At 63.5% G+C, this 25845-nt stretch carries 19 protein-coding genes; 15 read left to right on the forward strand and 4 right to left on the reverse strand.

Annotated elements, in window-relative coordinates; translation table 11 throughout:
• Positions 1-108: 108 nt before the first annotated feature.
• From NA29_RS22625 to NA29_RS22645, 5 genes are all read left to right on the forward strand, one after another.
• Positions 109-1560, forward strand: coding sequence for an efflux transporter outer membrane subunit (locus tag NA29_RS22625; protein WP_231965088.1), 1452 nt, complete (start codon positions 109-111; stop codon positions 1558-1560).
• Positions 1561-1579: 19 nt separating this feature from the next.
• Positions 1580-2653 carry an HlyD family secretion protein gene (locus NA29_RS22630; protein ID WP_039393393.1) on the forward strand — a complete coding sequence of 358 codons (1074 nt, stop codon included), beginning with the start codon at positions 1580-1582 and terminating at the stop codon, positions 2651-2653.
• A gap of 10 nt (positions 2654-2663) precedes the next feature.
• Positions 2664-5447 carry a ribosome-associated ATPase/putative transporter RbbA gene (rbbA, locus tag NA29_RS22635; RefSeq protein ID WP_084104052.1) on the forward strand — a complete coding sequence of 928 codons (2784 nt, stop codon included), beginning with the start codon at positions 2664-2666 and terminating at the stop codon, positions 5445-5447.
• A gap of 80 nt (positions 5448-5527) precedes the next feature.
• Entirely contained in the window at positions 5528-6652 is a 1125-nt protein-coding gene (locus NA29_RS22640) for an ABC transporter permease (RefSeq protein ID WP_039401472.1), read from the forward strand.
• Between the two features lie 102 nt (positions 6653-6754).
• Positions 6755-9196, forward strand: coding sequence for a DUF3141 domain-containing protein (locus NA29_RS22645; RefSeq protein WP_084104056.1), 2442 nt, complete (start codon positions 6755-6757; stop codon positions 9194-9196).
• Here NA29_RS22645 and NA29_RS22650 read toward each other — a convergent pair.
• Both NA29_RS22650 and NA29_RS22655 read right to left on the reverse strand, forming a co-directional pair.
• On the reverse strand, positions 9162-10607 hold the full coding sequence (locus tag NA29_RS22650; RefSeq protein ID WP_231965089.1) for an ATP-binding protein: 1446 nt from the start codon (positions 10605-10607) through the stop codon (positions 9162-9164). The two genes, NA29_RS22645 and NA29_RS22650, sit on opposite strands and share 35 nt — an antisense overlap.
• 32 nt (positions 10608-10639) lie before the next feature.
• A complete protein-coding gene (locus NA29_RS22655; protein WP_039393396.1) occupies positions 10640-11305 on the reverse strand; it encodes a response regulator transcription factor in 666 nt (221 codons plus the stop codon).
• A 170-nt stretch (positions 11306-11475) separates the two neighbouring features.
• Between NA29_RS22655 and dsbD the strand changes: the two genes are divergently transcribed.
• The 10 genes from dsbD to NA29_RS22705 all read left to right on the forward strand — a co-directional run bounded on the left by dsbD (position 11476) and on the right by NA29_RS22705 (position 24090).
• Positions 11476-13413 carry a protein-disulfide reductase DsbD gene (gene dsbD / locus NA29_RS22660; protein WP_039393397.1) on the forward strand — a complete coding sequence of 646 codons (1938 nt, stop codon included), beginning with the start codon at positions 11476-11478 and terminating at the stop codon, positions 13411-13413.
• Positions 13410-14246, forward strand: a complete 837-nt coding sequence (locus tag NA29_RS22665; RefSeq protein WP_039393398.1) for a TlpA disulfide reductase family protein — start codon at positions 13410-13412, stop codon at positions 14244-14246. The genes dsbD and NA29_RS22665 overlap by 4 nt, the downstream gene beginning before the upstream one ends.
• A gap of 430 nt (positions 14247-14676) precedes the next feature.
• Complete coding sequence (locus NA29_RS22670; protein WP_039393399.1) at positions 14677-15264, forward strand: anthranilate synthase component II; 588 nt, start codon at positions 14677-14679, stop codon at positions 15262-15264.
• Positions 15265-15347: 83 nt separating this feature from the next.
• Complete coding sequence (gene trpD / locus NA29_RS22675; RefSeq protein ID WP_039393400.1) at positions 15348-16376, forward strand: anthranilate phosphoribosyltransferase; 1029 nt, start codon at positions 15348-15350, stop codon at positions 16374-16376.
• Positions 16377-16406: 30 nt separating this feature from the next.
• Positions 16407-17219, forward strand: coding sequence for an indole-3-glycerol phosphate synthase TrpC (gene trpC / locus NA29_RS22680; protein ID WP_039393403.1), 813 nt, complete (start codon positions 16407-16409; stop codon positions 17217-17219).
• 5 nt (positions 17220-17224) lie between these two features.
• Positions 17225-17920 (forward strand): CYTH domain-containing protein, encoded by a 696-nt coding sequence (locus tag NA29_RS22685; protein ID WP_039393406.1) that lies wholly within the window; start codon positions 17225-17227, stop codon positions 17918-17920.
• A 63-nt stretch (positions 17921-17983) separates the two neighbouring features.
• On the forward strand, positions 17984-18856 hold the full coding sequence (locus NA29_RS22690) for a uracil-DNA glycosylase (protein ID WP_039393408.1): 873 nt from the start codon (positions 17984-17986) through the stop codon (positions 18854-18856).
• Between the two features lie 286 nt (positions 18857-19142).
• Positions 19143-21416 carry a TonB-dependent receptor gene (locus NA29_RS22695; protein WP_039393411.1) on the forward strand — a complete coding sequence of 758 codons (2274 nt, stop codon included), beginning with the start codon at positions 19143-19145 and terminating at the stop codon, positions 21414-21416.
• Between the two features lie 323 nt (positions 21417-21739).
• Entirely contained in the window at positions 21740-22873 is a 1134-nt protein-coding gene (locus NA29_RS22700; protein WP_039393414.1) for a hypothetical protein, read from the forward strand.
• Complete coding sequence (locus tag NA29_RS22705) at positions 22870-24090, forward strand: S1 family peptidase (protein ID WP_039393416.1); 1221 nt, start codon at positions 22870-22872, stop codon at positions 24088-24090. The genes NA29_RS22700 and NA29_RS22705 overlap by 4 nt, the downstream gene beginning before the upstream one ends.
• Here NA29_RS22705 and NA29_RS22710 read toward each other — a convergent pair whose 3' ends face one another.
• Together NA29_RS22710 and NA29_RS22715 are read right to left on the reverse strand one after the other, a co-directional pair.
• On the reverse strand, positions 24091-24996 hold the full coding sequence (locus tag NA29_RS22710) for a pirin-like C-terminal cupin domain-containing protein (protein WP_039393419.1): 906 nt from the start codon (positions 24994-24996) through the stop codon (positions 24091-24093). It lies immediately after the preceding gene.
• Between the two features lie 43 nt (positions 24997-25039).
• On the reverse strand, positions 25040-25639 hold the full coding sequence (locus tag NA29_RS22715; RefSeq protein WP_039393421.1) for an FMN-dependent NADH-azoreductase: 600 nt from the start codon (positions 25637-25639) through the stop codon (positions 25040-25042).
• Between the last annotated feature and the right edge of the window lie 206 nt (positions 25640-25845).

Here is a 25845-nt window from a genome sequence, read left to right on the forward strand (position 1 = left end):
TCCGTCAGACCCAGTCGGCCCAATAGGCCCAATAGGTCCAATAGGTCCAACCCACTCATATCGATCACGGCTGCGCTTACCGCTGCCGTGCTCAGTGGCTGTATCTCGATGGCGCCCACTTACGAGCGCCCCGCCGCCCCTGTCGCCAATGTGTGGACGCCGGATGTCAGCGCCTCGCCCGCCACGGCAACGGTGCAGCCCGCATCCGCGCTCGACTGGCGTGAGTACTTCGCCGATCCGCAGCTACGTAGCTTCATCGACACCGCCCTCGCGAACAATCGCGATCTGCGCGTCGCGTTAGCGCGTGTGGAACAGGCCCGCGCGGTGTACGGCATTCAACGTGCCGATCTATTTCCTTCCGCAGGCATCGGCGCGAGCGGCACACGGCAACGTCTGCCCGGCGACCTGAGCCTGACCGGCAATCCCTACATCAGCAGCCAGTATCAGGTCGGCCTTGGCCTGTCGACATGGGAGCTGGACTTCTGGGGTCGTATCCGCAATCTAAAAGACGCCGCGCTCGACGACTACCTTGCATCCGACGCCTCGCGCCGCGCACTGGAACTCAGCCTGATCTCGCAAGTTGCGCAGACGTGGCTGAGTCTGCGCGAATTCGACGAACGCATCGCGCTCGCGCAGCAAACGGTCGACAGCCGCGCCGAGTCGCTGCGTATCTTCACGCGACGCGAGCAAGTCGGCTCGACGTCGAAGCTCGATCTCACGGAGGTGACCACGCTCTGGCAACAAGCGCGGGCGCTCGTCACCCAACTCGAACAGCAGCGCGCAGCGCAGGCTCACGCGTTGCAGGTGCTTGTCGGCGTGCCCATCGACACCTCACCGCAAGCGCTCGATCGCACGGTCGACGATGCCAGCCTGATGCGCGAGCTCGACCCCGGCTTACCGTCCTCGTTGCTGGAGGATCGTCCGGACATCATCGCGGCGGAGTATCAACTGCGAGCAGCGCATGCCAACATCGGCGCAGCCCGCGCCGCGTTCTTCCCGCAGATCACGCTGACGGGCTCCGTCGGCACGGCAAGCAGCGCACTCGACGGCCTGTTCAAAGCAGGCAGCGCCGCGTGGACTTTCACCCCGAGCATCAACATTCCGATCTTTCAGGGCGGACGCCTCGTCAACAACCTCGATCTCGCCGAAGCGCGTCGCGTAGAGTCCGTGGCGAATTACGAGAAAACGATTCAAGGCGCATTCCGTGACGTCGCCGATGCGTTGAGTGCACGCCGCTGGCTCGCCGAGCAGGTGACGATTCTGCAAGCAACGCAAGACGCACAGGCGGAACGCGCGCGCCTCGCCAAGCTGCGATACGACCACGGGGCCGCCGCGTTCCTCGAAGTCCTCGATGCACAGCGCGATCTCCTCGCGATCGAACAGACCACGGTGCAGACGCGACGCGCGCTGCTTTCCGCACGCGTGTCGCTCTACACAGCGCTCGGCGGCGGCAGCCGTCTGATGCCTGCGGCCGACACACCCTCGGGACTGTTCGGACAAACACCCCGCGTCGTCGAGCCATCGCCGGGACCGGCGAACGCAGCGCCGACCGTCCAATAAATCAAAGAGGTCATAGAACATGGCACTTCCCAACGCCAAGAAACTCGTTCCGGCCCTGATCGTGCTTGTCGTGATCGGACTGGGATGGTACGGATGGAAGACCTACAGCCACACCGGCCCGGGCGAAGGTTTCGCCAGCGGCAACGGACGCATCGAAGCCACTGAAGTCGATATCGCGACGAAGATGGCCGGACGCGTCGAAGCCATCTACGTGCGCGAAGGCGACTTCGTGAAAGCGGGGCAAGTCCTCGCCAAGATGCAGGTCGACACGCTCAACGCCCAGCGCGACGAAGCACGCGCGCAGTATCAACAGGCCGTGACCAACGTCGCCGCGATTCAGGCACAGGCCGCCGCACGTCTGTCGGACAAGGCGACCGCCGAAGCCAACGTGGCCGCGCGCGAAGCCGAACTCGACGCCGCGCAACGCCGACTCTCTCGCTCGGAAACGCTCTCGAAGGAAGGCGCATCGTCGGTGCAGGAACTCGACGACGACCGCGCGCGCGTGCGCAGCACTCGCGCCGCCGTCACTGCGGCCAAGGCGCAGGTTGCCGCCGCGCAATCGGCCGTGGAAGCGGCAAACGCGCAAGTCACCGGGTCGAAATCGACGGTCGAAGCCGCGCAAGCCACCATCAGTCGGATCGAAGCCGACATCGCCGACAGCGAACTCAAGGCACCGCGCGACGGGCGCGTGCAGTATCGCGTCGCGCAGCCGGGTGAAGTGCTCGCGGCGGGCGGCAAGGTGCTCAACCTCGTCGACCTGTCGGATGTGTACATGACGTTCTTCCTGCCCGAAGCCGTCGCAGGACGCCTCGCGATGGGCGCCGAAGCCCGCATCGTGCTCGACGCCGCGCCGCAGTTCGTCATTCCCGCCAGCATCTCGTTCGTCTCCAGCACAGCGCAGTTCACGCCGAAGACGGTGGAGACCGAAAGCGAGCGTCAGAAGCTGATGTTCCGCGTGCGCGCGCAGATCGCGCCCGAACTGCTGCAACAACATCTGAAGCTCGTGAAGACCGGCCTGCCAGGCGTGGCATGGGTGAAGACCGACAGCAAGGCAGAGTGGCCAGCCCAGTTGCAGACCAGGCTGCCGCAGTGAGCCGCGCGTCATGACGGACTCCTCCTTACCTGAGAACGGCAGACACACGCCCGGGCACGGCGCACCAGCGGTCGTTCATGTCGTTGACGTCACGCTGAAGTACGGTCGCAAGACGGTCGCGCTCGATAGCGTCTCCATCGACATCCCGGCGAACTGCATGGTCGGGCTGATCGGGCCGGACGGTGTCGGCAAATCGACGCTGCTCTCGCTCATCGCAGGCGCACGTGCCGTGCAGACGGGCACCGTCGAGGCGCTCGGCGGCGACATGGCAAGCAAAGCGCACCGTGACCTCGTCTGCCCGCGCATCGCCTACATGCCGCAGGGGCTGGGCAAGAACCTGTATCCGACGCTCTCTGTCGAGGAGAACCTGCAGTTCTTCGCGCGCCTGTTCGGTCACGATGCCGCCGAGCGACGCCGTCGCATCGACGACCTCACGCGCAGCACGGGTCTGCATCCGTTCCTGGATCGTCCGGCGGGCAAGCTCTCCGGCGGCATGAAGCAGAAGCTCGGTCTGTGCTGTGCGCTGATCCACGACCCCGATCTGCTGATTCTCGACGAGCCGACCACGGGCGTAGACCCGCTCGCCCGCGCGCAGTTCTGGGATCTGATTGCGCGCATCCGACGCGAACGTCCGGCGATGAGTGTGATCGTCGCGACCGCCTACATGGACGAAGCACAGCGTTTTGACTGGCTCGTCGCCATGGACGCAGGCAATATCCTGGCGACCGGCACACCGGCCGAACTGCTTGCGCGCACGCAGCGCGATAACCTCGAAGCCGCCTTCATCGATCTGCTGCCGGAGGAGAAGAAACGCGGCTACGAGCCGGTCGTGATCCCGCCGTTGCATATCGACGAACACACCGAGATCGCCATCGAGGCCAAAGGGCTGACGATGCGCTTCGGCGATTTCGTCGCCGTCGATCATGTGGACTTCCGGATTCGTCGTGGCGAAATCTTCGGCTTCCTCGGCTCGAACGGCTGCGGCAAGTCGACCACGATGAAGATGCTCACGGGTCTGCTGCAAGCGAGCGAAGGACAGGCGTGGCTGTTCGGTCATGAGGTCGACCCGAAGGACATCGACACGCGCCGTCGCGTGGGCTACATGTCGCAGGCGTTCTCGCTCTACACCGAACTGACGGTCCATCAGAACCTCGTGCTGCATGCGCGACTGTTCCACGTACCCGAGGCGGAGGTCGACGCACGTGTCGACGAGATGGTGCACCGCTTCGGACTGGCCGAGGTGCTCGACTCCCTCCCCGACAGCATCCCGCTCGGCATGCGCCAGCGTCTGTCGCTAGCCGTGGCCATGGTGCATAAGCCCGAACTGCTGATCCTCGACGAACCGACGTCCGGCGTCGATCCGGTTGCGCGCGACAACTTCTGGCGGCTGCTGGTGGAGTTGTCCCGGCGTGACCGCGTGACGATCTTCATCTCCACGCACTTCATGAACGAGGCCGACCGCTGCGACCGCATCTCGCTGATGCACGCGGGCAAGGTACTTGTCTCCGATCCGCCAGCGAAGATCACGAAGGACAAAGGCGCGCACACGCTCGAACAGGCGTTCATCGAATATCTGGTGGAGGCCGGTGGGGGCACCCCGGAAGCCCCCGAGACACCAAAGTCGGAAGTGGCCGCCACCGCTGCGACACCGTCACACGCGAAGCTCAAGGGCTTCTCGGTCGGCCGGATGATCAGCTACCTCTGGCGCGAGACGCTGGAGTTGCAGCGCGATCCGGTGCGCGCCACGCTGGCGCTGGTCGGCTCGCTCGTGCTCATGCTGGTGATGGGGTACGGCATCAGCATGGACGTCGAGGATCTGCGCTACGCAGTGCTCGACCGCGACCAGACCACAATGAGTCAGAACTACGCGCTCAACATCGCGGGGTCACGTTACTTCATCGAACAGCCCCCCATCACCGATTACGACGACATGGACCGGCGCCTGCGCGACGGCGAACTCGCACTGGCCATCGAGATTCCACCGGGTTTCGCGCGCGACGTGTCACGTGGCAAAGCCGTGCAGATCGGCGCGTGGATCGACGGCGCGATGCCGATGCGCGCCGAAACCGTGCAAGGCTATGTTCAAGGCATGCATCAGAACTGGCTGGCCGATCAGTCCTTGCGACGGCTCGGCGTCAAACCGACGGCGTCGCTCGACATCGAGACACGCTATCGCTACAACCCCGACGTCAAGAGTCTTCCTGCGATGGTCCCGGCCGTGATTCCGTTGCTGTTGCTGATGCTCCCGGCAATGCTCACGGCGCTCTCCGTCGTACGCGAGAAGGAACTCGGCTCGATCCTGAATCTTTACGTGACGCCCGTCACACGCACGGAATTCCTGATCGGCAAGCAGATTCCGTATGTGGCGCTCGCCATGCTGAACTTCCTGCTCATGGCGCTCATCGCTGTGACCCTCTTCGGCGTGCCCATCAAAGGCAGCTTCCTGACGCTGATTACCGCGGTCTTCATTTTCAACGTGGTCGCCACGGGTATCGGCCTGCTCGCGTCCACCTTTACCCGCAGTCAGATCGCGGCCCTGTTCTTCACGATGATCGGCACGATGATTCCGGCGATTCAGTTCTCCGGCATGCTCACACCTGTGCCGTCGATGGAGGGCTCGGGCCGGTTCATCGGCGAGATCTATCCGGCGACTTACATGCTGATCATCAGTCGCGGCGTCTTCAACAAGGCGCTCGGCTTCGGCGATCTCGGCAACGCCTTCTGGCCGATGCTCATCGCCGTGCCCGTGATTCTGGGCGCGACGGTCCTGCTGCTCAAGAAACAGGACAAGTGATGGCTAGCCCGAACGCACCGCAAGCCTCCTCCACCGCGCACGACGCCAGCGCCACGCCGCCGCGTCGCAGGCATCCGTGGTTGCGACACGTTGCGAACATCTACCGGCTCGGCGTGAAGGAGCTTTGGAGCCTCGTGCGCGACCCGATGATGCTTGTGCTCATCATCTACACGTTCACGGCGTCCGTCTATTCGTCGGCCACGGCGCAACCCGAGACGTTGCACATGGCTCCCATCGCCATCGTGGACGAAGACGCCTCGCCGCTCTCGCAGCGCATCGTCTCGGCGTTCTACCCGCCGCAATTCACCACGCCGCAAATGATTACGGCGAACGCTGTCGATCGGGGCATGGACGAGGGCGCATACACATTTGCGCTGAACATCCCGCCGAACTTCCAGCGCGACGTGCTGGCGGGGCGCGCGGCCGAAGTGCAGCTCAACGTCGACGCCACGCGCATGAGTCAGGCGTTCTCGGGCAGCGGCTACGTGCAGCAGATCGTGTCGGCGGAAGTGCGCGAATTCCTCCAGCGATACCGATCCACGCCGGAGTTGCCCGTCGACCTGGCGTTGCGCGTGCGCTTCAATCCGACGCTGGAGCGGGCGTGGTTCGGCGCGCTGATGCAGATCATCAACAACATCACGATGCTGTCGATCATTCTGACGGGCGCGGCACTGATCCGGGAGCGCGAGCACGGCACCATCGAGCATTTGCTCGTCATGCCGGTGACACCGACCGAGATCATGCTGGCGAAAGTGTGGTCGATGGGGCTGGTCGTGCTGATGGCGGCGGCCATGTCGCTGTGGCTGATCGTGAGCGGCGCGCTGCACGTGCCGATTGGCGGGTCGGTGGCGTTGTTCCTGTTGGGGGCCACGCTGCACCTGTTCGCTACGACGTCGATGGGCATCTTTCTCGCGACGCTTGCCCGCTCGATGCCGCAGTTCGGCATGTTGTTGATTCTGGTGCTGCTCCCGCTGCAAATGCTCTCGGGCGGGAACACGCCGCGCGAAAGCATGCCGAAGCTGGTGCAGGACGTGATGCTCGCCGCGCCCACGACGCACTTCGTCGAACTGGGTCAGGCGATTCTGTTCCGTGGCGCCGGGATCGGCGTCGTGTGGGTGCAGTTCGCAGCGCTCGCGGTCATCGGCGCGGTGTTCTTCGCCTTCTCGCTGCGACGTTTTCGTCGCACGCTCAGTTCGATGGCATGACGAAGGTCTGACGCCGGTCTCCCCTCTGGTCAGCCATGCGCTGGTCAGTCTCCGATGCGGCGTTCGTCACCCCTGTCATGCCGGATTTGTGAGGTCATTGCCATGCCCGCCAAGTCGTCTGCCGCACTGGAACGCCGCTCGTCTCAGTCCCCTCGAAGTGCTCGCGCTACATCGTCCGCCGCTACCGGCGACGCGCCGTGGCTGGCCGCTAATCCGTGGCTCGCGAATCTGCCGTGGATGTCAGCCGCCGCCGAGTACGCGGTCGACGCGTGGCAGCGCAGCGTGTTGTTTGCCGACGTCATGCGTCAGCGCGGCAATCAGTATCAGGAGCATCTGGCCGAATCGGCCCCCAACGTGCTCGACTTCGACGCCGAGGTGATTCTCGACGCCCACGAGTTGCCGCGTCCCTGCAACTATTGCCTGATGCGCATCGTGCCGCCGAAGGATACGCCCACGCTGCCCAACGCGCGCCCGTTCGTCGTCGTCGATCCGCGTGCGGGGCACGGCCCGGGCATCGGCGGCTTCAAGCCCGACAGCGAGATCGGTGCGGCATTGCGCGCGGGCCATCCGTGCTATTTCGTCGGCTTCCTGCCCGACCCGGTCCCCGGACAAACGGTCGAGGACGTGATGCGCGCCGAAGCGGCGTTTCTCGAGAAGGTCATTTCGATGCATCCCGAAAGCGCGGGCAAGCCCGCGGTCATCGGCAACTGTCAGGCCGGATGGCAGATTCTGATGACAGCCGCGATGCGCCCCGAGCTGTTCGGCCCGATCATCGTGGCGGGCGCGCCGGTGTCCTATTGGGCGGGCTGGCGCGGACGCAATCCGATGCGCTACTCCGGCGGTCTGCTCGGCGGCAGCTGGCTCACGGCGCTCACGAGCGATCTCGGCGACGGCCGGTTCGACGGCGCGTGGCTGGTGCAGAACTTCGAGAATCTCGATCCGGCGAACACGCTCTGGCGCAAGAAGTATCACCTGTATGCGAACGTCGATACGGAGGCACAGCGCTATCTCGGCTTCGAGAAGTACTGGGGTGGGCACGTCTTCCTGAACGCGCAGGAGATGCAATACATCGTCGACAATCTGTTCGTCGGCAACCGACTCACGAGCGCGGAGCTGATCACGAGCGACGGCATCCGGCTCGACCTGCGCAACATCCGCTCGCCCATCGTGGTGTTCTGTTCTTACGGCGACAACATCACACCGCCGCCGCAAGCGCTCGGCTTCGTGACGGACATGTATCGAGACGATGCGGAAGTGCTCAGTCACGATCAGACCATCGTCTACGCGACGCACGACAGCATTGGCCATCTCGGCATCTTCGTGTCGGGCAGCACCGGGCGTAAGGAGCATCGCAAGTTCGTCAACAACATCGATCTGATCGACGTGTTGCCCGCGGGCATTTATCAGGCGCAGATCGCCGACAAGACCGACGACACGCTGCACGGCGAGCTGGCCGAAGGCGATTACGTGATGTCGATTCAACGCCGCAGCGTGGAGGACGTGCGCGCCATCGTGCAACCGGATACGCAAAGCGACCGCCGTTTCGCGGCGGTGGCGCACCTGTCCGACATTCATCTGGGGTTGTATCGAAGTCTCGTGCAGCCGTGGGTGCGCGCGATGGTGACGCCGACGTCGGCGTACTGGATGCGGCTGCTGCATCCCCTGCGGGTGAGCTACGAGCTGTGGTCGGATCGCAATCCGTTTGCGGCCCCCTTCGCCGAGAAGGCTGAACGCGTGCGGCAGACGCGTCATGCCGTGTCTTCCGACAATCCGTTCCTCGCTTTGGAGACGGCCGTGTCGACGGCCATTGAAGAATCGCTGAACTTCTACCGCGACATGCGCGACGACGGCTACGAGAAGGCGTTCGAGACGATCTACGGTCAGCCGTGGGTGCAGGCGCTCGCCGGCTTGCATGGCAGCGACGGTACGGCCGTGCGGGTGCATCCGGGTACGTCGCCCGAGCATGTGGCATTCGTGAAGGAAGCGCTGGAACTGCGCCGTCACGAAGTGCGTCAGGGCGGTGTGCTGGAAGCGGGGATTCGGGCGTTGCTCTGGGTACACCGTCTGCATGGCGAAGCGGACGAGCGGCAGTTCAATCTCGCGCGCTCGTTGCCGCGCGGCGACGCCGAGATTTCGATTGAGCGCTTCCGCGAGATCATTCGACGTCAGGCGGGTTTGCTGCGCATGGCCCCGAATGCTGCGATGGAGGCCATTCCCGGCATGTTGGCACATGCGTCGCCTGCATCGATCCGGCTGGTGGCGAAGGCCGTGAAGGAGCTGAGTTTCGCGGTGCCGCTGGAGGATGACGAGCAAAACGATCTGGAACGCGTGCTCGCCGTCTTCGAACGGGCCGCGCAAAAGCGCGAGGCCGACGTGGATGGGGCCGGTAAGGCGAGCGTAGCGGCTAAGCCTCGCGCCACAACGAGTCGCAAAGCTACCTCACCGGCCACCACACCTCGCAAGGGGACGACTGCCGCGAAGAAAGCCGCCACGACGGCCGTCGCCAAATCTACACGGACGTCGCGAGCGAAGAAGACGAACTAACCGTCGACACGGCGGCGACGCGCGACGCGTCGCCGCCATCCATACCGTCCCCCATAGGCACGCACAATCGCGCCACCAATCCCCCACCCTCGCGCGGCGCGAACTCAAGCGTTGCGTCGAAACGCCTCGCGATCGCCTGCACGATGGAGATGCCCAAACCTGCCCCCTCACCGCGCCGACGCCCCTGGTCGCCCCGCCAGAATCGCTGACCCAGTTGCTCCGTACGTGCAGCAGCAAGTCCCGGCCCTCGGTCGCTTACCTCTATGCAATATCTTCGGTTCGGTTCGTCCGATATCACCGACAACGTAATCTCGCTGCCCGCCGGAGAGTAACGCATCGCGTTGTCTAACAAGTTTCTTAATGCCGTCGCCAGCATCGAACGCGGTAACACCGATCCTTTGTCCGTCTCCGAAATGCTAACCAGGACCCTGCCACTTCGACGACGGACCGGGGCCCCTTTCCCCTGCTCAGACATAGACCCAACTCCCATTGAAAAGGGGCCCCGATCCGTCTCTCCCATTTCAGTCAAAACCTCCTCGATTACCTCCTTCATCGACTCGCATTTGTCGTGCTCGTGGATCGGCGCTTCCGTCCGCGCCAAGGTCATCAACTGATCCAATGTGTGGCCCAGTCGCTTCACGCCCGCACTCGCCTGTTGCAACGCCCGCTTCGACACACTCCCCTGCGTCAACGCCGCCACCTGCAAATGCGTATCGATTGCCGTCAACGGCGTTCGCAACTCATGCGCCGCGCCATCCGTGAACGCCCTCTGGCCCGCCAACGTCTGCGCCAATCTGTCCAGCCAACCATTCAACGCCACTACCACCGGCTTCAACTCCTTCGGCACCTTTCCAATATCCACCGGCGTCGTGTCGTCAGTCCGCTTTCCACGCAACGTTGCCCGTAACGTCTTCAGTGGCATCAGTCCCCTTCCGATACCGATCCACAACGCCATCAGACCGCCAATGACCGCAATCAGGAATGGAATGCCAGCCGCCTGCAACATGCCATTCGTCAAGACCGCGCGACGCTTGACGAGGTCCGCCGTCATCACCTGATATCCGCCCGCGTCCTGCAACACATAGATGCGCCAGTGGCGGCCGTCGATCTCTCTTGTGCTGAAACCCGTCGGCAACGTCATCGCCGACGTCTTGGGACTGCCATCCGTGTGCGCCAGCACCGCGCCCTGCAACGACCGGATTTCGCAGGCGATGCCGTCACTACCGCCCGCGCGAATGACCTCGCCCCAATCTCTCGGCTCGGGATGCGGCGAGAATGCCGCGCGCGCCATCAGGCCCGCCACCATGTTGGCCGACATCGCCAGACGCTCGTCGAGCGCCTCGTCAAGACTCGCGCGTACACCGCGCATCATCCATCCCGCCGCCACCATCCACAGGACGATCAGCGCCACGCCAGCGATCAGCACAGCCCTAAATCGAAGGCTCATGACAAGCTCCATCCCAACCGATATCCCAGGCCGCGCGCAGTCTGAATCGCGTCGCATCCCAACTTGCGACGCACGTTATGTATGTGAACGTTCAGCACATTGCTGTTGACGCGCTCCGTCATACCGTAAAGCCGCACGTGCAGCATGTCCGGCGACAACCAGCGCCCCCGGCTGCTCGCCAGGTACGCGAGCAAATCCACCTCGCGACGCGACAGTTCGACCGGTTCACCTTCTAGCCACGCCAACCCGCTCGCAGGATCGAGCCGCAACGGACCGGCCTCGATGACCTGCGCGGCGCGTCCATGCGTGCGTCGCACCAGCGCATGCAGGCGCGCTGCCAGTTCGCGCAGGTCGAAGGGTTTGCTCATGTAGTCGTCGGCCCCGGCATTCAACCCCGAGATCCGGTGTTCGATGCCGTCGCGCGCAGTGAGGATCAACACGGGTATGTCCGGCTCGACGGCGCGAACGCTGGCAATCAGGTCGAGACCGTCGCCATCAGGTAGCCCGAGATCGAGCACCAGTGCGTCGAAGCTGTTCTCGGCATGCGCCGCCATCGCCGCCTCGCCGCACGCGCTCGCCTCGACGTGAATTCCCAAAGTCGAAAGCCCCGCAACGATGCCGCTTGTAATCAGCGGATCGTCCTCTACCAGCAGTACTCGCATTGATTCAGGCCTCTCCTTGGCGTCTCCGACGCCGCTTTCACGCCTCGCGACATGTTACGTATATCGCGCATCGCGTTGATGCATGGTGGACGGCGGGATGCCGCGTTAACTCTCGGTTAATCGTCCTGCGCCACGCTCTGTCTTGCTTCGATCGACCCGAGGAGGACAGATTGCTTCGTCGAATAGTTTTCATCTTTGTGATTTTGCTCAGCGCGCTCGGCGCGCTTCGCGTCACCCTCGTGACGCCCGCCGCTGCCGCGCTGCCGTGGCAATCCGGCGATCAGGTGCTCGACGTCTCCCAAGTGCTGCGTCTCGATGCGCCCCGTCGCGTGGACGATGGCATTGTCATCGGCGGCAAGATTGCTAAGGACCACTACGTGTATCGTCATTCGATTCGCGTGGAGGACGCCAGCGGCAAACCGGTTCCCTTCTCGCTACCCGAAGGCACCAGGCACGTCGACGAGTTCTTCGGAGAAAGCGAGATCTACTATGACGACGATCTGCAACTGAAGTTGCCTGCATCGACGTCGAACTTCATCACGTTTCATTGGCAAGGCTGTGCGAAGGCGGGCATCTGCTACCCCCCGCAAAAGGTGAGGATTTCGCTGTCCGGCGATGCTCCGCCCGTCCAGGCGAGCGACGCGTCTTCGATGCTGGCGGCCCTCACCGCTCCGGTCGAGACCTCGGGGGCGGCGGGTTCAAGCGAGACCTCAGACGCCGCTGCCGTAAATGCAGTGGCCACGGCAGCGGCGCCTGAAACGGTTGGCGACACCGAGTCGCTGGCCGCCGATCAGGCCGCCGCCGCCCAGCTCGCAGCACTCGATCCCATCGCCGCGACGTTGCTGTTTTTCGGCTTCGGCCTGCTGCTGGCGTTCACGCCATGTGTGCTGCCGATGGTGCCCATCGTGTCGACGATGATCGTTGGCAACCGTCCTTCGCCGTGGCGCGCTTTGGCGCTCTCGTCGGCGTATGTCGTCGCCATGGCGCTCACCTATGCGAGCGTCGGGGTCGCTGCCGCATTGGCTGGGGCCAACCTTCAGGCAACGCTGCAAGCGCCGTGGCTTCTGAGCGCGTTCGCCGCGCTCTTTCTGGTACTCGCCGCGTCGCTGTTCGGACTGTTCGAACTGCGCCTGCCCGCCTTCATCATGGATCGCCTGGACGCCGCAGGGCGCAACCGCACGGGCGGCAGTCTCGCGGGGGCGGCCGCGCTCGGCTTCCTCTCCGCCCTGCTCGTCGGGCCATGTATGACGGCACCGCTGGCGGGTGCGCTGCTCTACATCAGTCAGACGGGCAATGCGTGGATCGGTGGCGGCGCGCTGTTCTCGATGGGCCTCGGCATGGGTATGCCGTTGCTGGCAATTTCGCTGTTCGGCGCGCGTATCCTGCCCCGCCCGGGACCGTGGATGGTGCGTGTGCGTATCGCCTTCGGTTATGTGATGGCGGGGATGGCCATCGAAATGCTGAGCCGCTTCCTGCCCGGACACGTGACCCTCGCGCTGTGGGGCGCGCTCGGCGTCGGTCTGGCCGTCGGCATCGCGGGCTGGGCGTGGGCGCTTCGCGGCACCCCGGCATGCTGGACGCTGGTGTTCACCTCGACGCTCGCCACCCTTTGGTCGATACTGCTGCTGGTTGGCGCAGCCTCGGGCAGTGAGTCGTTGTTGCGCCCGCTGGAACGGCCGGGTAGCGTGACGCTCGCCGGAAACGACGGCGCAGGCCAGCGCGCGGGCAAGTCGGTGGAATACGTCAGCGTCAAGTCCCCACAGGACGTGGACGCACGCATCGCGCAAGCCTCCGCCAGAGGGCAATGGACACTCATCGATTTCTACGCCGACTGGTGCGTGAGTTGCCACGTCATCGAGCGCAACGTGTTCGGGGATCCGGCAGTGGCCGCGCGTCTGGCGAGCATGCAGGTGCTGCGTCCCGACGTCACGAAGAACGACGACATCGATCAGGCACTGATGAAGCGATGGGGCGTGATGGGACCGCCCACACTCATCCTCATCGACGCGACGGGCAAGGAAGTGCGCGCGCATCGCATGGTCGGGGAAATGACCGCACAGACGTTCCTGCAACGGCTCGATGCGGCACAAAACACGGAGGCTTCATGATTGGACTCGGCCCGTTCTCCGCGAAGACGGCAGCCCTCGCGACAGCGGCCATCATTGCGTGGCTGGTGGCGCGCTATCTCCTGCGAAAGACGGATGCGCCATCCCGACGCGTGGCAGCCAGCGTGCTGCTCGACGCCCTCTTCGTCGGTCTGCTCGCCGCGCGTGCGGTCTACGTCATCCGCTGGTGGCCCGAATACGCTGCGCGGCCGTGGTCGTTCGTTGCCATTGGCGACGGTGGCTTCAACGTCTGGGCCGGTGCCCTCGCCGCGCTCGCATGGGGTCTGTGGCGCACCCGCCGTCATCGAACGCAGCGACGGCCGATGCTCGCAGGCATGGCCGTGGGTCTCGCCATCTGGGGCGTGATGCTCACCGGCATGAGCGTCGCGCTGCGCGACGCCCCGCCACTACCGTCGCTCACGCTCTCCAGCCTCGACGGACGCGCGGTCGCACTAGACAGTCATCGCGGTCAACCGATCGTGATGAATCTCTGGGCCAGTTGGTGCCCGCCGTGCCGACGCGAGATGCCGGTGCTCGCGCAGGCGCAGGCGGACTATCCCGGCATGCGCTTCCTGATGATCAATCAGGGCGAGTCGGCGCAGACGGTCGCCGAGTTCGTGCAATCGCAAGGATTGACGTTCGACCACCTGCTGCTCGACCCCCAGTCAGCAGCCATGCAAGCGGCCGGGGCGCGCGCCCTGCCTACCACGCTGTATTTCGATACGAATGGCCGCCTCGTCGAGGCCCATCTCGGCGAACTCACGGCCGCGCGTTTGCACGACACGCTGCATCGTCACCTTCAGCAAACCCCTGCGACTCGCAAGACCGGAAAGTAATTCAAGCCGGTTCACCAGCGTCTCGCGCGCTCTGACGGGGCGGCTGACGACCGCGGGTCGCCCATGTCTGCGCAGCGACCCGTCGTCGCAGAATCGGCTAAGACTGATGGGCTTCAGGCGCACATTCTTGCGAGAATCGGCCATAAAACGCCCAAATTTCGTCGAATGGCCGCTTTTTGCGACACCCGTTCACGGCACGCGGGAGTTGCTGCTACAATCGGCATCACCATGAAGTCGCATCAGTCTTCCTCCCTCCTCTGGTCGCCCCTGACCGCCGCCCTGCGCTGGTGGCGGTAACCCGCCACGTCTATCTCATCCCCATAGCGCCCTCCCCCGCGGATCGCGAAGTCAATGTGGGGGCACGCTCAGGGGACACTCGCTAATTCCATGCGTTCGACAATCCTTTGTCACCAGACGAACAGGGACCATCATGCTGCTGATGATCGACAACTACGACTCGTTTACCTACAACATCGTCCAGTACTTCGGTGAACTGGGCGAAGACGTCCGAGTCTTTCGCAACGACGAAATCTCGCTCGACGCCATTGCCGAGCTTGCCCCCGAGCGCATTTGCCTCTCGCCCGGCCCGAGCTGCCCGGCCAACGCCGGCATCACGCTCGACGTACTTAAGCGCTTTGCCGGTGAAATTCCGATCCTCGGCGTCTGCCTCGGCCATCAGGCCATTGGTGAAGCGTTCGGCGGCAAGGTCATTCGCGCGCAACAGATCATGCACGGTAAAGTGAGCGAGATCGAAACCACGCAACAAGGCGTGTTCGCGAATCTGCCCAAGCGCTTTACCGTCACCCGTTACCACTCGCTCGCCATCGAGCGCGCCTCGCTGCCGGAATGTCTCGAAGTCACCGCCTGGACGGACGACGGCGAGATCATGGGCGTGCGCCACAAGACGCTCGACGTCGAAGGCGTGCAATTTCACCCCGAATCGATTCTGTCGGAGCATGGCCACGCCGTGCTGCGCAACTTTGTGCAAGCTGCGCCGCGTGCGGCCATTGCCGCCTGAGACATGCCCAAAGCGCGCCTGACTTAACGAATGCGAATGCGCGCTACTCACCCGACAAGCACCGACAGAGGAGAGGACAACCAATGATTACCCCGCAAGAAGCGCTTCAGCGCACGATCGAACACCGCGAAATCTTCCACGACGAGATGCTGCATCTGATGCGCCTCATCATGAAGGGCGAGATCTCGCCGGTCATGTCGGCCGCGATCATCACCGGCCTGCGCGTGAAGAAGGAAACCATCGGCGAGATCGCCGCTGCCGCGCAGGTCATGCGCGAGTTCGCCAATCACGTGGACGCCCCCGCCGACGAGCACTTCGTCGACATCGTCGGCACCGGTGGCGACGTGTCGCATACGTTCAACATCTCGACGGCCTCGATGTTCGTGGCCGCCGGTGCAGGCGCGAAAGTCGCCAAGCACGGCAACCGTGGCGTGAGCTCCAAGTCGGGCAGCGCCGACGTGCTCGAAGCGCTCGGCGTGAACATCATGCTCTCGCCCGAACAGGTGGCCGAGTGCCTGCGCGAAGTCGGCATCGGCTTCATGTTTGCACCGAACCATCATCCCGCGATGAAAAACGTGGCCGCCATCCGCAAGGAGATGGGCGTGCGTACGATCTTCAACATTCTCGGCCCGCTCACGAATCCGGCTGGCGCACCGAATCAGCTGATGGGCGTGTTTCACCCGGATCTGGTCGGCATTCAGGTGCGCGTGATGGAGCGTCTGGGCGCGGAACACGTGCTCGTCGTCTATGGCAAGGACGGTATGGACGAGGTCTCGCTCGGCGCTGCCACGCTCGTCGGCGAGTTAAAGGACGGCAAGGTCACCGAGTATGAAATTCACCCGGAAGACTTCGGTTTGCAGATGGTGAGCAACCGCAGCCTGAAGGTCGGCAGCGCCGAGGAATCGAAGACGATGCTGATCGACGCGCTCAACAACACCGAGGGCACCGCCCGTGAGATCGTGACGCTCAACGCCGGAACTGCACTCTATGCAGCCAATCGCGCACCGACGATTGCCGACGGCATCAAGATGGCGCGCGAGTCCATCGCCAGCGGCGCGGCCCGCGAAAAGCTCCACGAATTCGTCACTTACACGCAACGCTTCAAGGCGTAACCTTCAGCCGTCCCGGAGTTATCTACCGATATGTCTACCGTTCTCGACAAGATCCTGGCCGTGAAGGCCGAAGAAGTCGCCGCTGCAAAGCGCGTGCGTGACCTCGCGAGCCTGCGCCGCGACGCGGAAGCGACCGTTGGCGACAGCGCGCTGCGCACCCGAGACTTCGTGGGCGCACTGCGCACGAAGATCGATGCTGGCCTGTCCGGTGTCATCGCAGAAATCAAGAAGGCCAGCCCCTCCAAGGGCGTGATTCGCGAGAACTTCGTGCCACCGCAGATCGCCGAGTCATATCAGCAAGGCGGCGCGGCATGCCTGTCGGTACTCACCGACGTACAGTTTTTCCAGGGCGCGCCCGAGTACCTCAAGGCAGCGCGCGCGGCGTGCGATCTGCCGGTCCTGCGCAAGGACTTTATGATCGACGCGTATCAGGTGTACGAAGCACGCGAGATGGGCGCCGACTGCATTCTGCTCATCGCTGCTGCGCTCGAACTCTCGCAGATGCGCGATCTAGAAGCGCAGGCGCACGAGTTGGGCATGGCCGTGCTCGTTGAAGTGCACGACGCTCAGGAAGTGGACGCCGGACTGGAACTGCGCACCCCGCTGCTGGGCATCAACAACCGCAACCTGCACAACTTCGAAGTCACGCTCGACACGACGCTCGGCCTGCTGAAATATATCCCGCAGGATCGTCTGGTCGTGACGGAGTCGGGTGTCCTTTCGCGTGACGACGTAACGCGCATGCGCGCAGCCAACGTCAATGCCTTTCTCGTCGGCGAAGCCTTTATGCGCGCGCCCGAACCGGGCGACGCACTCGCCACCCTGTTCGACATGCCCCGCTGACACTCATGGCCATCGAACGCGAACTCAAACTGGCCCTCCCGGGCGACCTCGCCGCAGCACGCGCCGACGCGCTGATTGCTCATCTCGACCGTCTGCCCGGCACTGAAGCGCGCGGCGAGCGTCATCTCGTCAATCGTTACTTCGATACGCCGGATCTCGCGCTCGCGAGCGCCAAAGCCGCGCTGCGTCTGCGCTACGTCGCCCGCGACGGTCACGCCGGGCAGTGGCTGCAAACGCTGAAGTCGGTGGGACAAGCGCGCGACGGACTGCATGTGCGTCACGAGTGGGAGCAGGCCGTGCACGGCGAGGCGCTTGAACTCGATCCTCTGATCGCCGCCTGCGACGTGCCTGCAACGGCCGCGCTGTTGCGAGACGAGGGCACCAAGGTCGTGGCGCAGTTCGAGACGAACTTCGTGCGACGCTTGTGGCGCTACGTCGCGGGTGACGGCACGGCCGTTGAAATCGCGTTCGATCGTGGCGAAGTCGCCGTACAGGCCGACGGCCAGCGTCACACGGAACCGCTCGTGGAAGTGGAACTGGAATTGCTGGATGCGCCAGACGACGACCACGAAGGTCAGGGCGAACGCATTCTCCAGGCGCTCGCGCAAGACCTGCGCGCAGTCTTGCCTGAATTGCACAGCGACAACGTCAGCAAAGCGCAGCGCGGCTATCGTCTGCGTCAAAAGGTGCTGGGCGGTTGAGCGCTTCCCCCTCCGCTTCGACCTCGCCCTCAGACGAATTCGTTATTTCAGCAGACATCACGCATGGCATCACGCTCACGCACCGCAACCGCCGCGCACACTGACGAGGCGCGACAAGCCTCCCTCTTCGACGAGCCGAACGACACGGGGCGCATCGCGCGCACTGCGCCTGCACGTCAGGATGACAGCGCCGACAGTCCCGTCACCGTGGCGGGTCCGTTGAAGGGCCGCATCGAAGATCAGTTCGCTGCGCTGCCCGACGCGTGGAAAACGCTCATCGCGCCGTTCGTACAGAGCGACGCTTACGTCCCGCTGTGCCAGTACGTCGACGCTGAAGTCGCGGCAGGCAAGACCGTCTACCCGGCGGACATTTTCCATGCGCTGCGCATGACGTCGCCGAAGGACGTGAAAGTCGTCATCCTCGGACAGGACCCGTATCACGGCGACGACAACGGCATTGCGCAGGCGCATGGCATGGCGTTTTCGGTGCAGCGCGGCGTGCGCGTGCCGCCGTCGTTGCGCAACATCTACAAAGAGATCGAACGGGATCTGGGCATCGCACCGCCGTCGCATGGCAACCTCGACGCCTGGGCGAAACAGGGCGTGCTACTCCTGAACACGACGCTCACCGTCGAAGCCGCCAATGCTGCGAGCCACGCGAAGCCGTTCAAGAAGGGCGGATGGCAAGCCTGCACGGACACCTTGCTCTGCGGCCTCGCCGAACAGCAAGGCCCGCTGGTGTTCCTGCTTTGGGGCAGCCACGCGCAGGCAAAAACCCCCCTGCTCAGCGGTCACGGCCATCTGCTGCTCGAAGCGCCGCACCCTTCCCCGCTATCGGCCCATCGCGGCTTCCTCGGCTGCGGTCACTTCAGCGCCGCCAACACCTTCCTTGAAAAGCACGGCAAGACGCCCATCGATTGGCGGGTACCGGCGTAGTCAATCGCTCGCCAAAATGTCGGTCATAACCATCATTTCTGCGGACTCTCGGGAAAATGATCGTTATGACTGACGAAAAGCCGCAGTGAACCGAAGCCTCGACGGTTCCACCCATCGAAATATACGATCCCGCATACGCTTTTCAGCATTTACATACAAAAGCGAAGTCATTACACTCCATTTCCGTAATGAGAATCCATATCAATCTCATTAACAAAAACTACTAAACCGTGCGTTACCTGGCCTGCGAAGTGTCCGAAGGTGGCGCCGCAGCTGGAACACACGTATGTCTACCGCCTTTCAGACGCGCGAGCGTCTGCTCGCCGTCGCCTGCGCCCTAGTCGTCGCTGGCAGCTTCTCCACCCAATCCGCTCACGCTCAAACGCCCGCAAACGTCGCCGATGCCGCGCCGCAGGCCACGACGCCGACGGGTTCGACCAACGCCCCGGCCGTCGCGCTGCCCACGACGCAGGTCAACGACAGCGCCGTGCCGTCGGCCATGCAGACGAAGACGCTGCCCTCGTACAAGTTCGTCGCCCCGCTACGCGACACCCCGCGCTCGATCACCGTCATTCCCGAAGAGCTGATCAAGCAGACGAACGCCACGACCTTCGCCGACGCGCTCAAGACCGTGCCCGGCATCACGTTCCTCGGTGGCGACGCTGCGGCGAACCCGTCCGCCGACCGTCCGGTCATTCGCGGCTTCGAATCGCGTAACTCGATTTTCGTGGACGGCATGCGCGACTCCGGCGTGCAGAATCGCGAGACGTTCGACATCGAGAACATCAGTGTCATCAAGGGCCCGGACTCGGTCTACGCCGGACGTGGCGCCGTGGGTGGCAGCATCGACATCACCACGAAGACGCCGCGACTGGAAGACTTCACCAACGCGAGCTTCGGTCTCGGGACCAACAGCTACAAGCGTCTGACGCTGGACGTGAACCGCCAGGTGAATGACCAGACCGCCGTGCGCCTGAACATGATGGGGCACGACGCCGATCAGGCCGGTCGCAACAATGTCTACAGCAAGCGCTGGGGTATCGCACCGTCGGTGGCGTTCGGCCTGAACAGCCCGACGACCGTCACGATCAGCTACTACCACTTGAATTCGTATGACATGCCGGACTTCAGCGCACCGTTCCGCGCGGCGGGCGGCACGCCCGACGGCGGCTTCCAGCGCAACCAGTTCTACGGCCTGAACAACCGAGATTACCGTCGCGGTCAGACGGACACCGGCGAAGTCAAGGTCGAACACCGCATCAACGACACGTGGAAGATCAAGAACACGACGATGGTCGGCCGCTCGACGCTCGATTACGTCGCCACGAACCCGCAGTTCCTGAACGCAACGTCGAACATCATCGCACTGCAAGCGAAGAGCGGGAAATATGCGACCAACAGCATCGCCAACCAGACGGAACTGACCGGCAAAGCCACGCTATTCGGCTTCGAACACACGCTCACAACCGGCCTGGAATTCAGCAACGAACAAAGCCGCTATGAGGGCTATCTCGTTTCGGATAGCGCCGGTAATAACATTCGCTCGACGAACTCGTTGGGTCTATGCAATGTGCCGTACAACTGCACGACCATCGGCAACTGGAACCCGGACAATCCGTGGACCGGTAGCCTCACGCTCAATGGCGACAAGGCCTTCCCGGGTGCGGCCACCAACACGCGCACGAACACCGCATCGGCCTATCTGTTCGACAGCGTGAAGCTCTCGGACCGCTGGCTCCTTAACGCCGGTGCGCGCTTCGACCGCTTCGACGTGAGCGCCGTGCAAGCGGGTGCACCCGATCTGAACAACACGTCGAACCTGTTCAGCTTCCAGTTGGGCGTGGTCTACAAGGTGCTGCCTTCGTTGAGCCTGTATGCGTCGTACGGCACGTCGGCCAACCCGCCGGGCGCGAACAGCGGTCTGGGCGGCGGTACCGATCAGATCACCGCCACCAACAAGAACCTGTCGCCCGAGCGCAGCCGCAACATTGAAGTCGGCGCGAAGTGGGACGTGATCGACCAACGCCTGTCGTTGACCGCAGCCCTGTTCCAGACGGACAAGACGAACGCTCGCGTCTCCGACGGTCTGGGCGGCACGATCAACGCCGGCAGCCAGCGCGTGCGCGGTGCAGAACTCGGCTGGGCGGGCAATCTGACGAACCACTGGCGTGTGTTCGGCGGCTACTCGTACCTGAACGCGATCACGACCGACGCCGGTCCGGCCGCTGCGCCGGGCTCGAACGGTCTGCCGATGGTCATGGTGCCCAAGCACAACCTCACGCTGTGGACCGACTACGAAGTGATGCCGAAGCTCACGCTGGGCGCAGGTATGACGCTCTCGAGCCTGACTTACGCATCGGTGTCGTCTACCGTTCGCAAGTGGACCCCGGGCTACGCCCGCTTCGACGCAGTCGCCACGTACCGCGTGTCGCGCTCGGTGGATCTGCAACTGAACGTGCAGAACATCTTCGACAAGAAGTACTACGCCAGCGCTTACCCGATCTATGCGACGTGGGCACCCGGCCGTACCGCCATGCTGACGCTGAACTTCCATCAGTAAGCGAGTTGTTCTCAGCCCGCTCACTCCGTTGATCGGGCTAATGCAGGAAATCCGGCGACTACCGCCGGGTTTCCTGCAAATCCCTCCCCCTCCGCCCGCCTTCCCCGCTGCGCCTCTCCCGTCCGGCCTGGATCCGTCGTTACAGCGAAGCCTGATTTCAAACACTCGATTCACATCGTTCGTTTCATTGTGTGACCCCAGTCTGCGTGACATGATGACGCCGCGCTGCAGACGGGATGCCATCCGAGTGTCCTCGCACCGCATGAAAACAATCAGAAGACGTTCGTCATAACGCAGTTTGCCTATTCGTACGGGGGTTCGAGATGGCAAATCGGGGAGTCGCTGTCAACGCGTGTGCCAATGCCGCGCGGTCGTTCGTCGTCGTTGTCGCCATCGCCGCGCTCGCGGGATGTTCTGCGACGCAGATCCGCAAGAAGGACACGCTGCAAGACGCCGCTAACGGGTTTGACGGTGCCGTCAAAGCATCGGCAAGCGCGCTGGATACGGAGGTCAAATCGCGGGCGCGCGTACGGCGTGCGGAGGCCATCGAGAATTACGTGCGCACGTTCCGGGCGAAGTCGCGTGACGATTACGACATCGACGGCAAGGACGATCTCGCCTCCTTCGCCCGGTTCGTCTGCGCCGGGTCGGACAGCTTCGTTCGGGAGCGCGCCGCAATGCGCTACGCCACGGCCTACTCGGGTGGCCTCAAGGACGTGCTTGCCGAAGGCGACGACTCCATCAGTGGTCAGTGGAAGCGCCTCCAGGAACTGCGCAAGCCCATCAAGACACCTGGCGCCGTAGAGGACACGCCACCGAAGGAGGCGGTGCTCGCCTGCTCGATTCCGCTGACGGAACAACTGCGCGGATGGAAGGGACGGCCCACGACCGACGCGAGCCATGAATCGCTCGTCGCCGCCGTACCGGTTGCCATCGCAGCCTACAAGGCCATCGTCGCGTTGATCCAAACGGGCCTCACCGCCTACAACGATATGGAAGCGAAGCAGCGATTCGCCGACTACGTTCACAAATTCCACCCGGACTTCAAGAAGGTCATGGACCGTGACTTCGCGGCTCAGGATCTGGAGAACGCCTGGAACGCGCGGCAGATCGTGGCACTGCAACGCCCGCTCGCCACGTTCCGGAAGATATTCGTCACACCTGCACACATCTCGCGCGACGCGGACGACATTCGCATTCGCGAACTCGGCATGCAAGTTCACGATCAACTCGCAGAGTACGACGCGCTGCACGCCAGTCAGTCGCCGGTCGTCCTGCGTCAGAAGCTGGTCGATGCCGAAGAACAGCTTGTGACGCTCGTCGACGACAAGCATGTGTCGATCTCGGATCTCGTCGCCTTCTTCAATGAGTTAAAAGACGACTTCGATAAGGCGAAGACGCAATACAGCGCCGCCGAAGCGGCTGTTCGCGCAGTGCCGGAGGCATGGAAACAATGAACCGACTCGTGCGCGTGCTTTGTGCCAGCCTCGTGACGGCTGGCTTTATGACGTCCGCTACGGCGCAATCGCTCGATGCTGACACACCGTCGCCGCTCGCCGCACAGATCGTGCGCGAAGCACAATCGTCCGACGTTCAGGCCTCCTTGAAGCGCCAGGATAAGTCGTTGCGGAAGGAGCAGGACGTCCTGATGCGAGCGACGCAGACGCCGCTGGTCGCCGCGAAGGTGCAGGCCATCATTCAGGCACGCGAGAACATCGCGGCATCGAACAACTTGCTGATCGGTGGCACGCCCGGTTCCGAGGAGCAACTGCAGCGCACACTGGAGACGATTCTCTCCATCATGCGTCCGGTGTACGGGTTTTGCTCAGGCGCACCGTGGGTCAACGAACAAACGCACGACTGGTCCACCTGGAAAGATGCGGTGACGGCGATCTCCAGTCCGGTCGCGGCTGTTGCCCGCAGCGTCGGCGTGATCTTTCAGTACGACGACGCCCAGTCCACCACGCCGCGTCTCGGCCCCACTGCATTTGTCGTCGGCAAGTCGCACATCATCACCAATCGGCACGTGTTGCTCGATTACGCATACCCCGACAGCAATGGCGTATGGCACATGAACGACGACAAGCAAGTTTTGACGGTCTCGTTCCCGTGGGAATACTCGCAGTGCTTCTCTCGCACCACGCCGCGTGAAGTGCGTATCGTCGGCATCGAAGCCGCAGGTAAGACCGATGCGGAGAATGCCGATTTCGCCATCCTGCGCACAGAAGACAACGCGTTGCCGCCGCCCGCGCCGATGGCCGACAAATACGATCTCTACGAAGGACAGAAGATTGCGGTGATCGGCTATCCGTCCCGTCCGCTCAATTGCGAAGCCGCCCGTCCTGGCCAGGAGTGCGCAACGCTGTCGGAAGCACAGATCGATACGATTTTCGAATTGCCGAACCATGCGGTGCCGTTTCCCGCCGAGCGGTTTGCGCCGGGAACCACGCGCCCGGAACTCAAAACGGACGCGGTGATGTTTTCCTACGACTCGTCGACCTGGGGCGGGAATTCCGGCTCTCCCGTCATTCGCCTGTCGGATGGCAAGATCGTCGGCCTTCACTCCGGCGGCAAGACGAAAAGCAAGGGAAAGGAAATGGAGGGGATTTACAACAACGCCATCAAAGTCGACCGCATCCGCAAAGCGCTTGCCGAAGCGGGTGTGACTCAGTGATTACTTCCGCTCGGCGCAAACGGGCGTGAGCACGCCCATCGATCCTTGCTGATAGCGGCGCGTGAGGGCGACCAGATCGGCTTCGTCGCGTGCGGCGAAGTTGCCGCGATAGACCACGGGAGCGTCCAGCGGCTCGCCACCGGCGAGCATCAGTCGTGCGCCGCTGCGCCCTGCCAGTTGCCAGGTGCCGGGCGGCAACATCAACGCCTGAACGTTGCCTTCTGCACGCAACGGGTATCCGGCGACTGCCGCGTCACCCTGTGCGATCAACGCGATCCAATGGCGGCCGTCGCACGGGATCTCGAGGGCCCGAACCTCATCGGCACGCCAGTCGAGTTGCAGCAGCGTCGTGCAACCGCCATCGTTGCGCTCCACCGCGTGCTCAGCCCAGCGTCCACAGATCAACGTCAGGTCGACGTCACCCTCGCGCCAGCGCGGCATCGATCCGGCGCGCACGACCGTCTGCACAGGTGCGCCATGCGGATGCTGTCCGGCACGACTGACGACCATGCGAACGCCGCGCACGGAAGCGCACGCGTTCTCCGGAACGTCTTCATGCACCGTGCCGCAATTCGTTTCCAGCCAGAGCAGATCGCCGGGATGCAGCGTGTCGTCGCCACCGTGGGCGTGACGGCTACGCAGCGAGGTCGTCGATTCGGGAAAGAGATACGTCGCCACGACGCACCCGGCATGCGGATGCGGCGGAATGCACGCGCCGTGACGACGGAAGAGGTCGACCGACAGGAACGGGTCCGTGTGCTCGACCTGATCGAAAACACCCGCCCCCGCCGCAGCCGCACATCGGCCGGGACGAGAGACGGGAAGCACGCGCGGGATGGCGTTGGCGCCGGCATGGGCGGCCGGGCGTTTGGTCAGACGCGAATGCAGGGGCGTCGGATGGGCCATGGGGGAACCTGCGCGTGCGGGAGAAGCAACAGCGATTCGACGATTACAGCGCGGCGATGGCTTCGCGGGCGCCGGCAAATGCGGCAGCTGCCGATTCCGGACCACGGGCGAGGCCTTCGGCGTAGATGAACGTCACGTCCGTCATGCCGAGGAAGCCGAGAATCGTCTTGATGTACGGCGTCTGGCTGTCGGCCGGCGTGTCCTTGTAGTTGCCGCCGCGCGCAAACGCCACGATCACCTTCTTGCCCTGAATCAGGCCTTCCACGGTGCCGTCTTCGCGATAACGGAACGTCACGCGGGCACGGGCGATCCAGTCGAAATACGCCTTCAGTTGCGTCGGCACCTGGAAGTTGTACAGCGGCACGCCGAAGACGATGGTGTCGGCAGACTGGATTTCGGCGATCAGTTCGTCGCTGCGCGCGATGATGGCCTTTTGTTCGTCCGAACGCTGGTCTTCCGGCGTGAAGAATGCGCCGATCACGGCTTCGTCGAGGTGCGGCACGCCATCGGCCAGCAGGTCGCGCACAACGACCTTGGCACCCGGGTTCTTGGCAACGAGTTGGGCCACGGCTTCGTTAGCGAGCGTGGTCGAGTTAGCGCCTTGCGAGCGGGCGGCGGAATTGATTTGCAGAATGGTGGTCATGTCACTGGCTCCAGAGCCGGGGGTGATCCCGAAAGTTCGTAAATCCGTTCGCGCCAGACGGCCCGCTTTGGGTCGCCTTGAATTGCACGTCGGCTTGGGATGAATTCTAGTTACCCCCAAAAATGAAACAAGCCGGTAAAATCGAATTGTTTGTTCCCATTTTGGAACAATGACGAAGCGCCGCGGCATTCAGGGGCAGCACCGCC

It is taken from the genome of Pandoraea sputorum (genome assembly GCF_000814845.2).
GTDB lineage: Bacteria > Pseudomonadota > Gammaproteobacteria > Burkholderiales > Burkholderiaceae > Pandoraea > Pandoraea sputorum.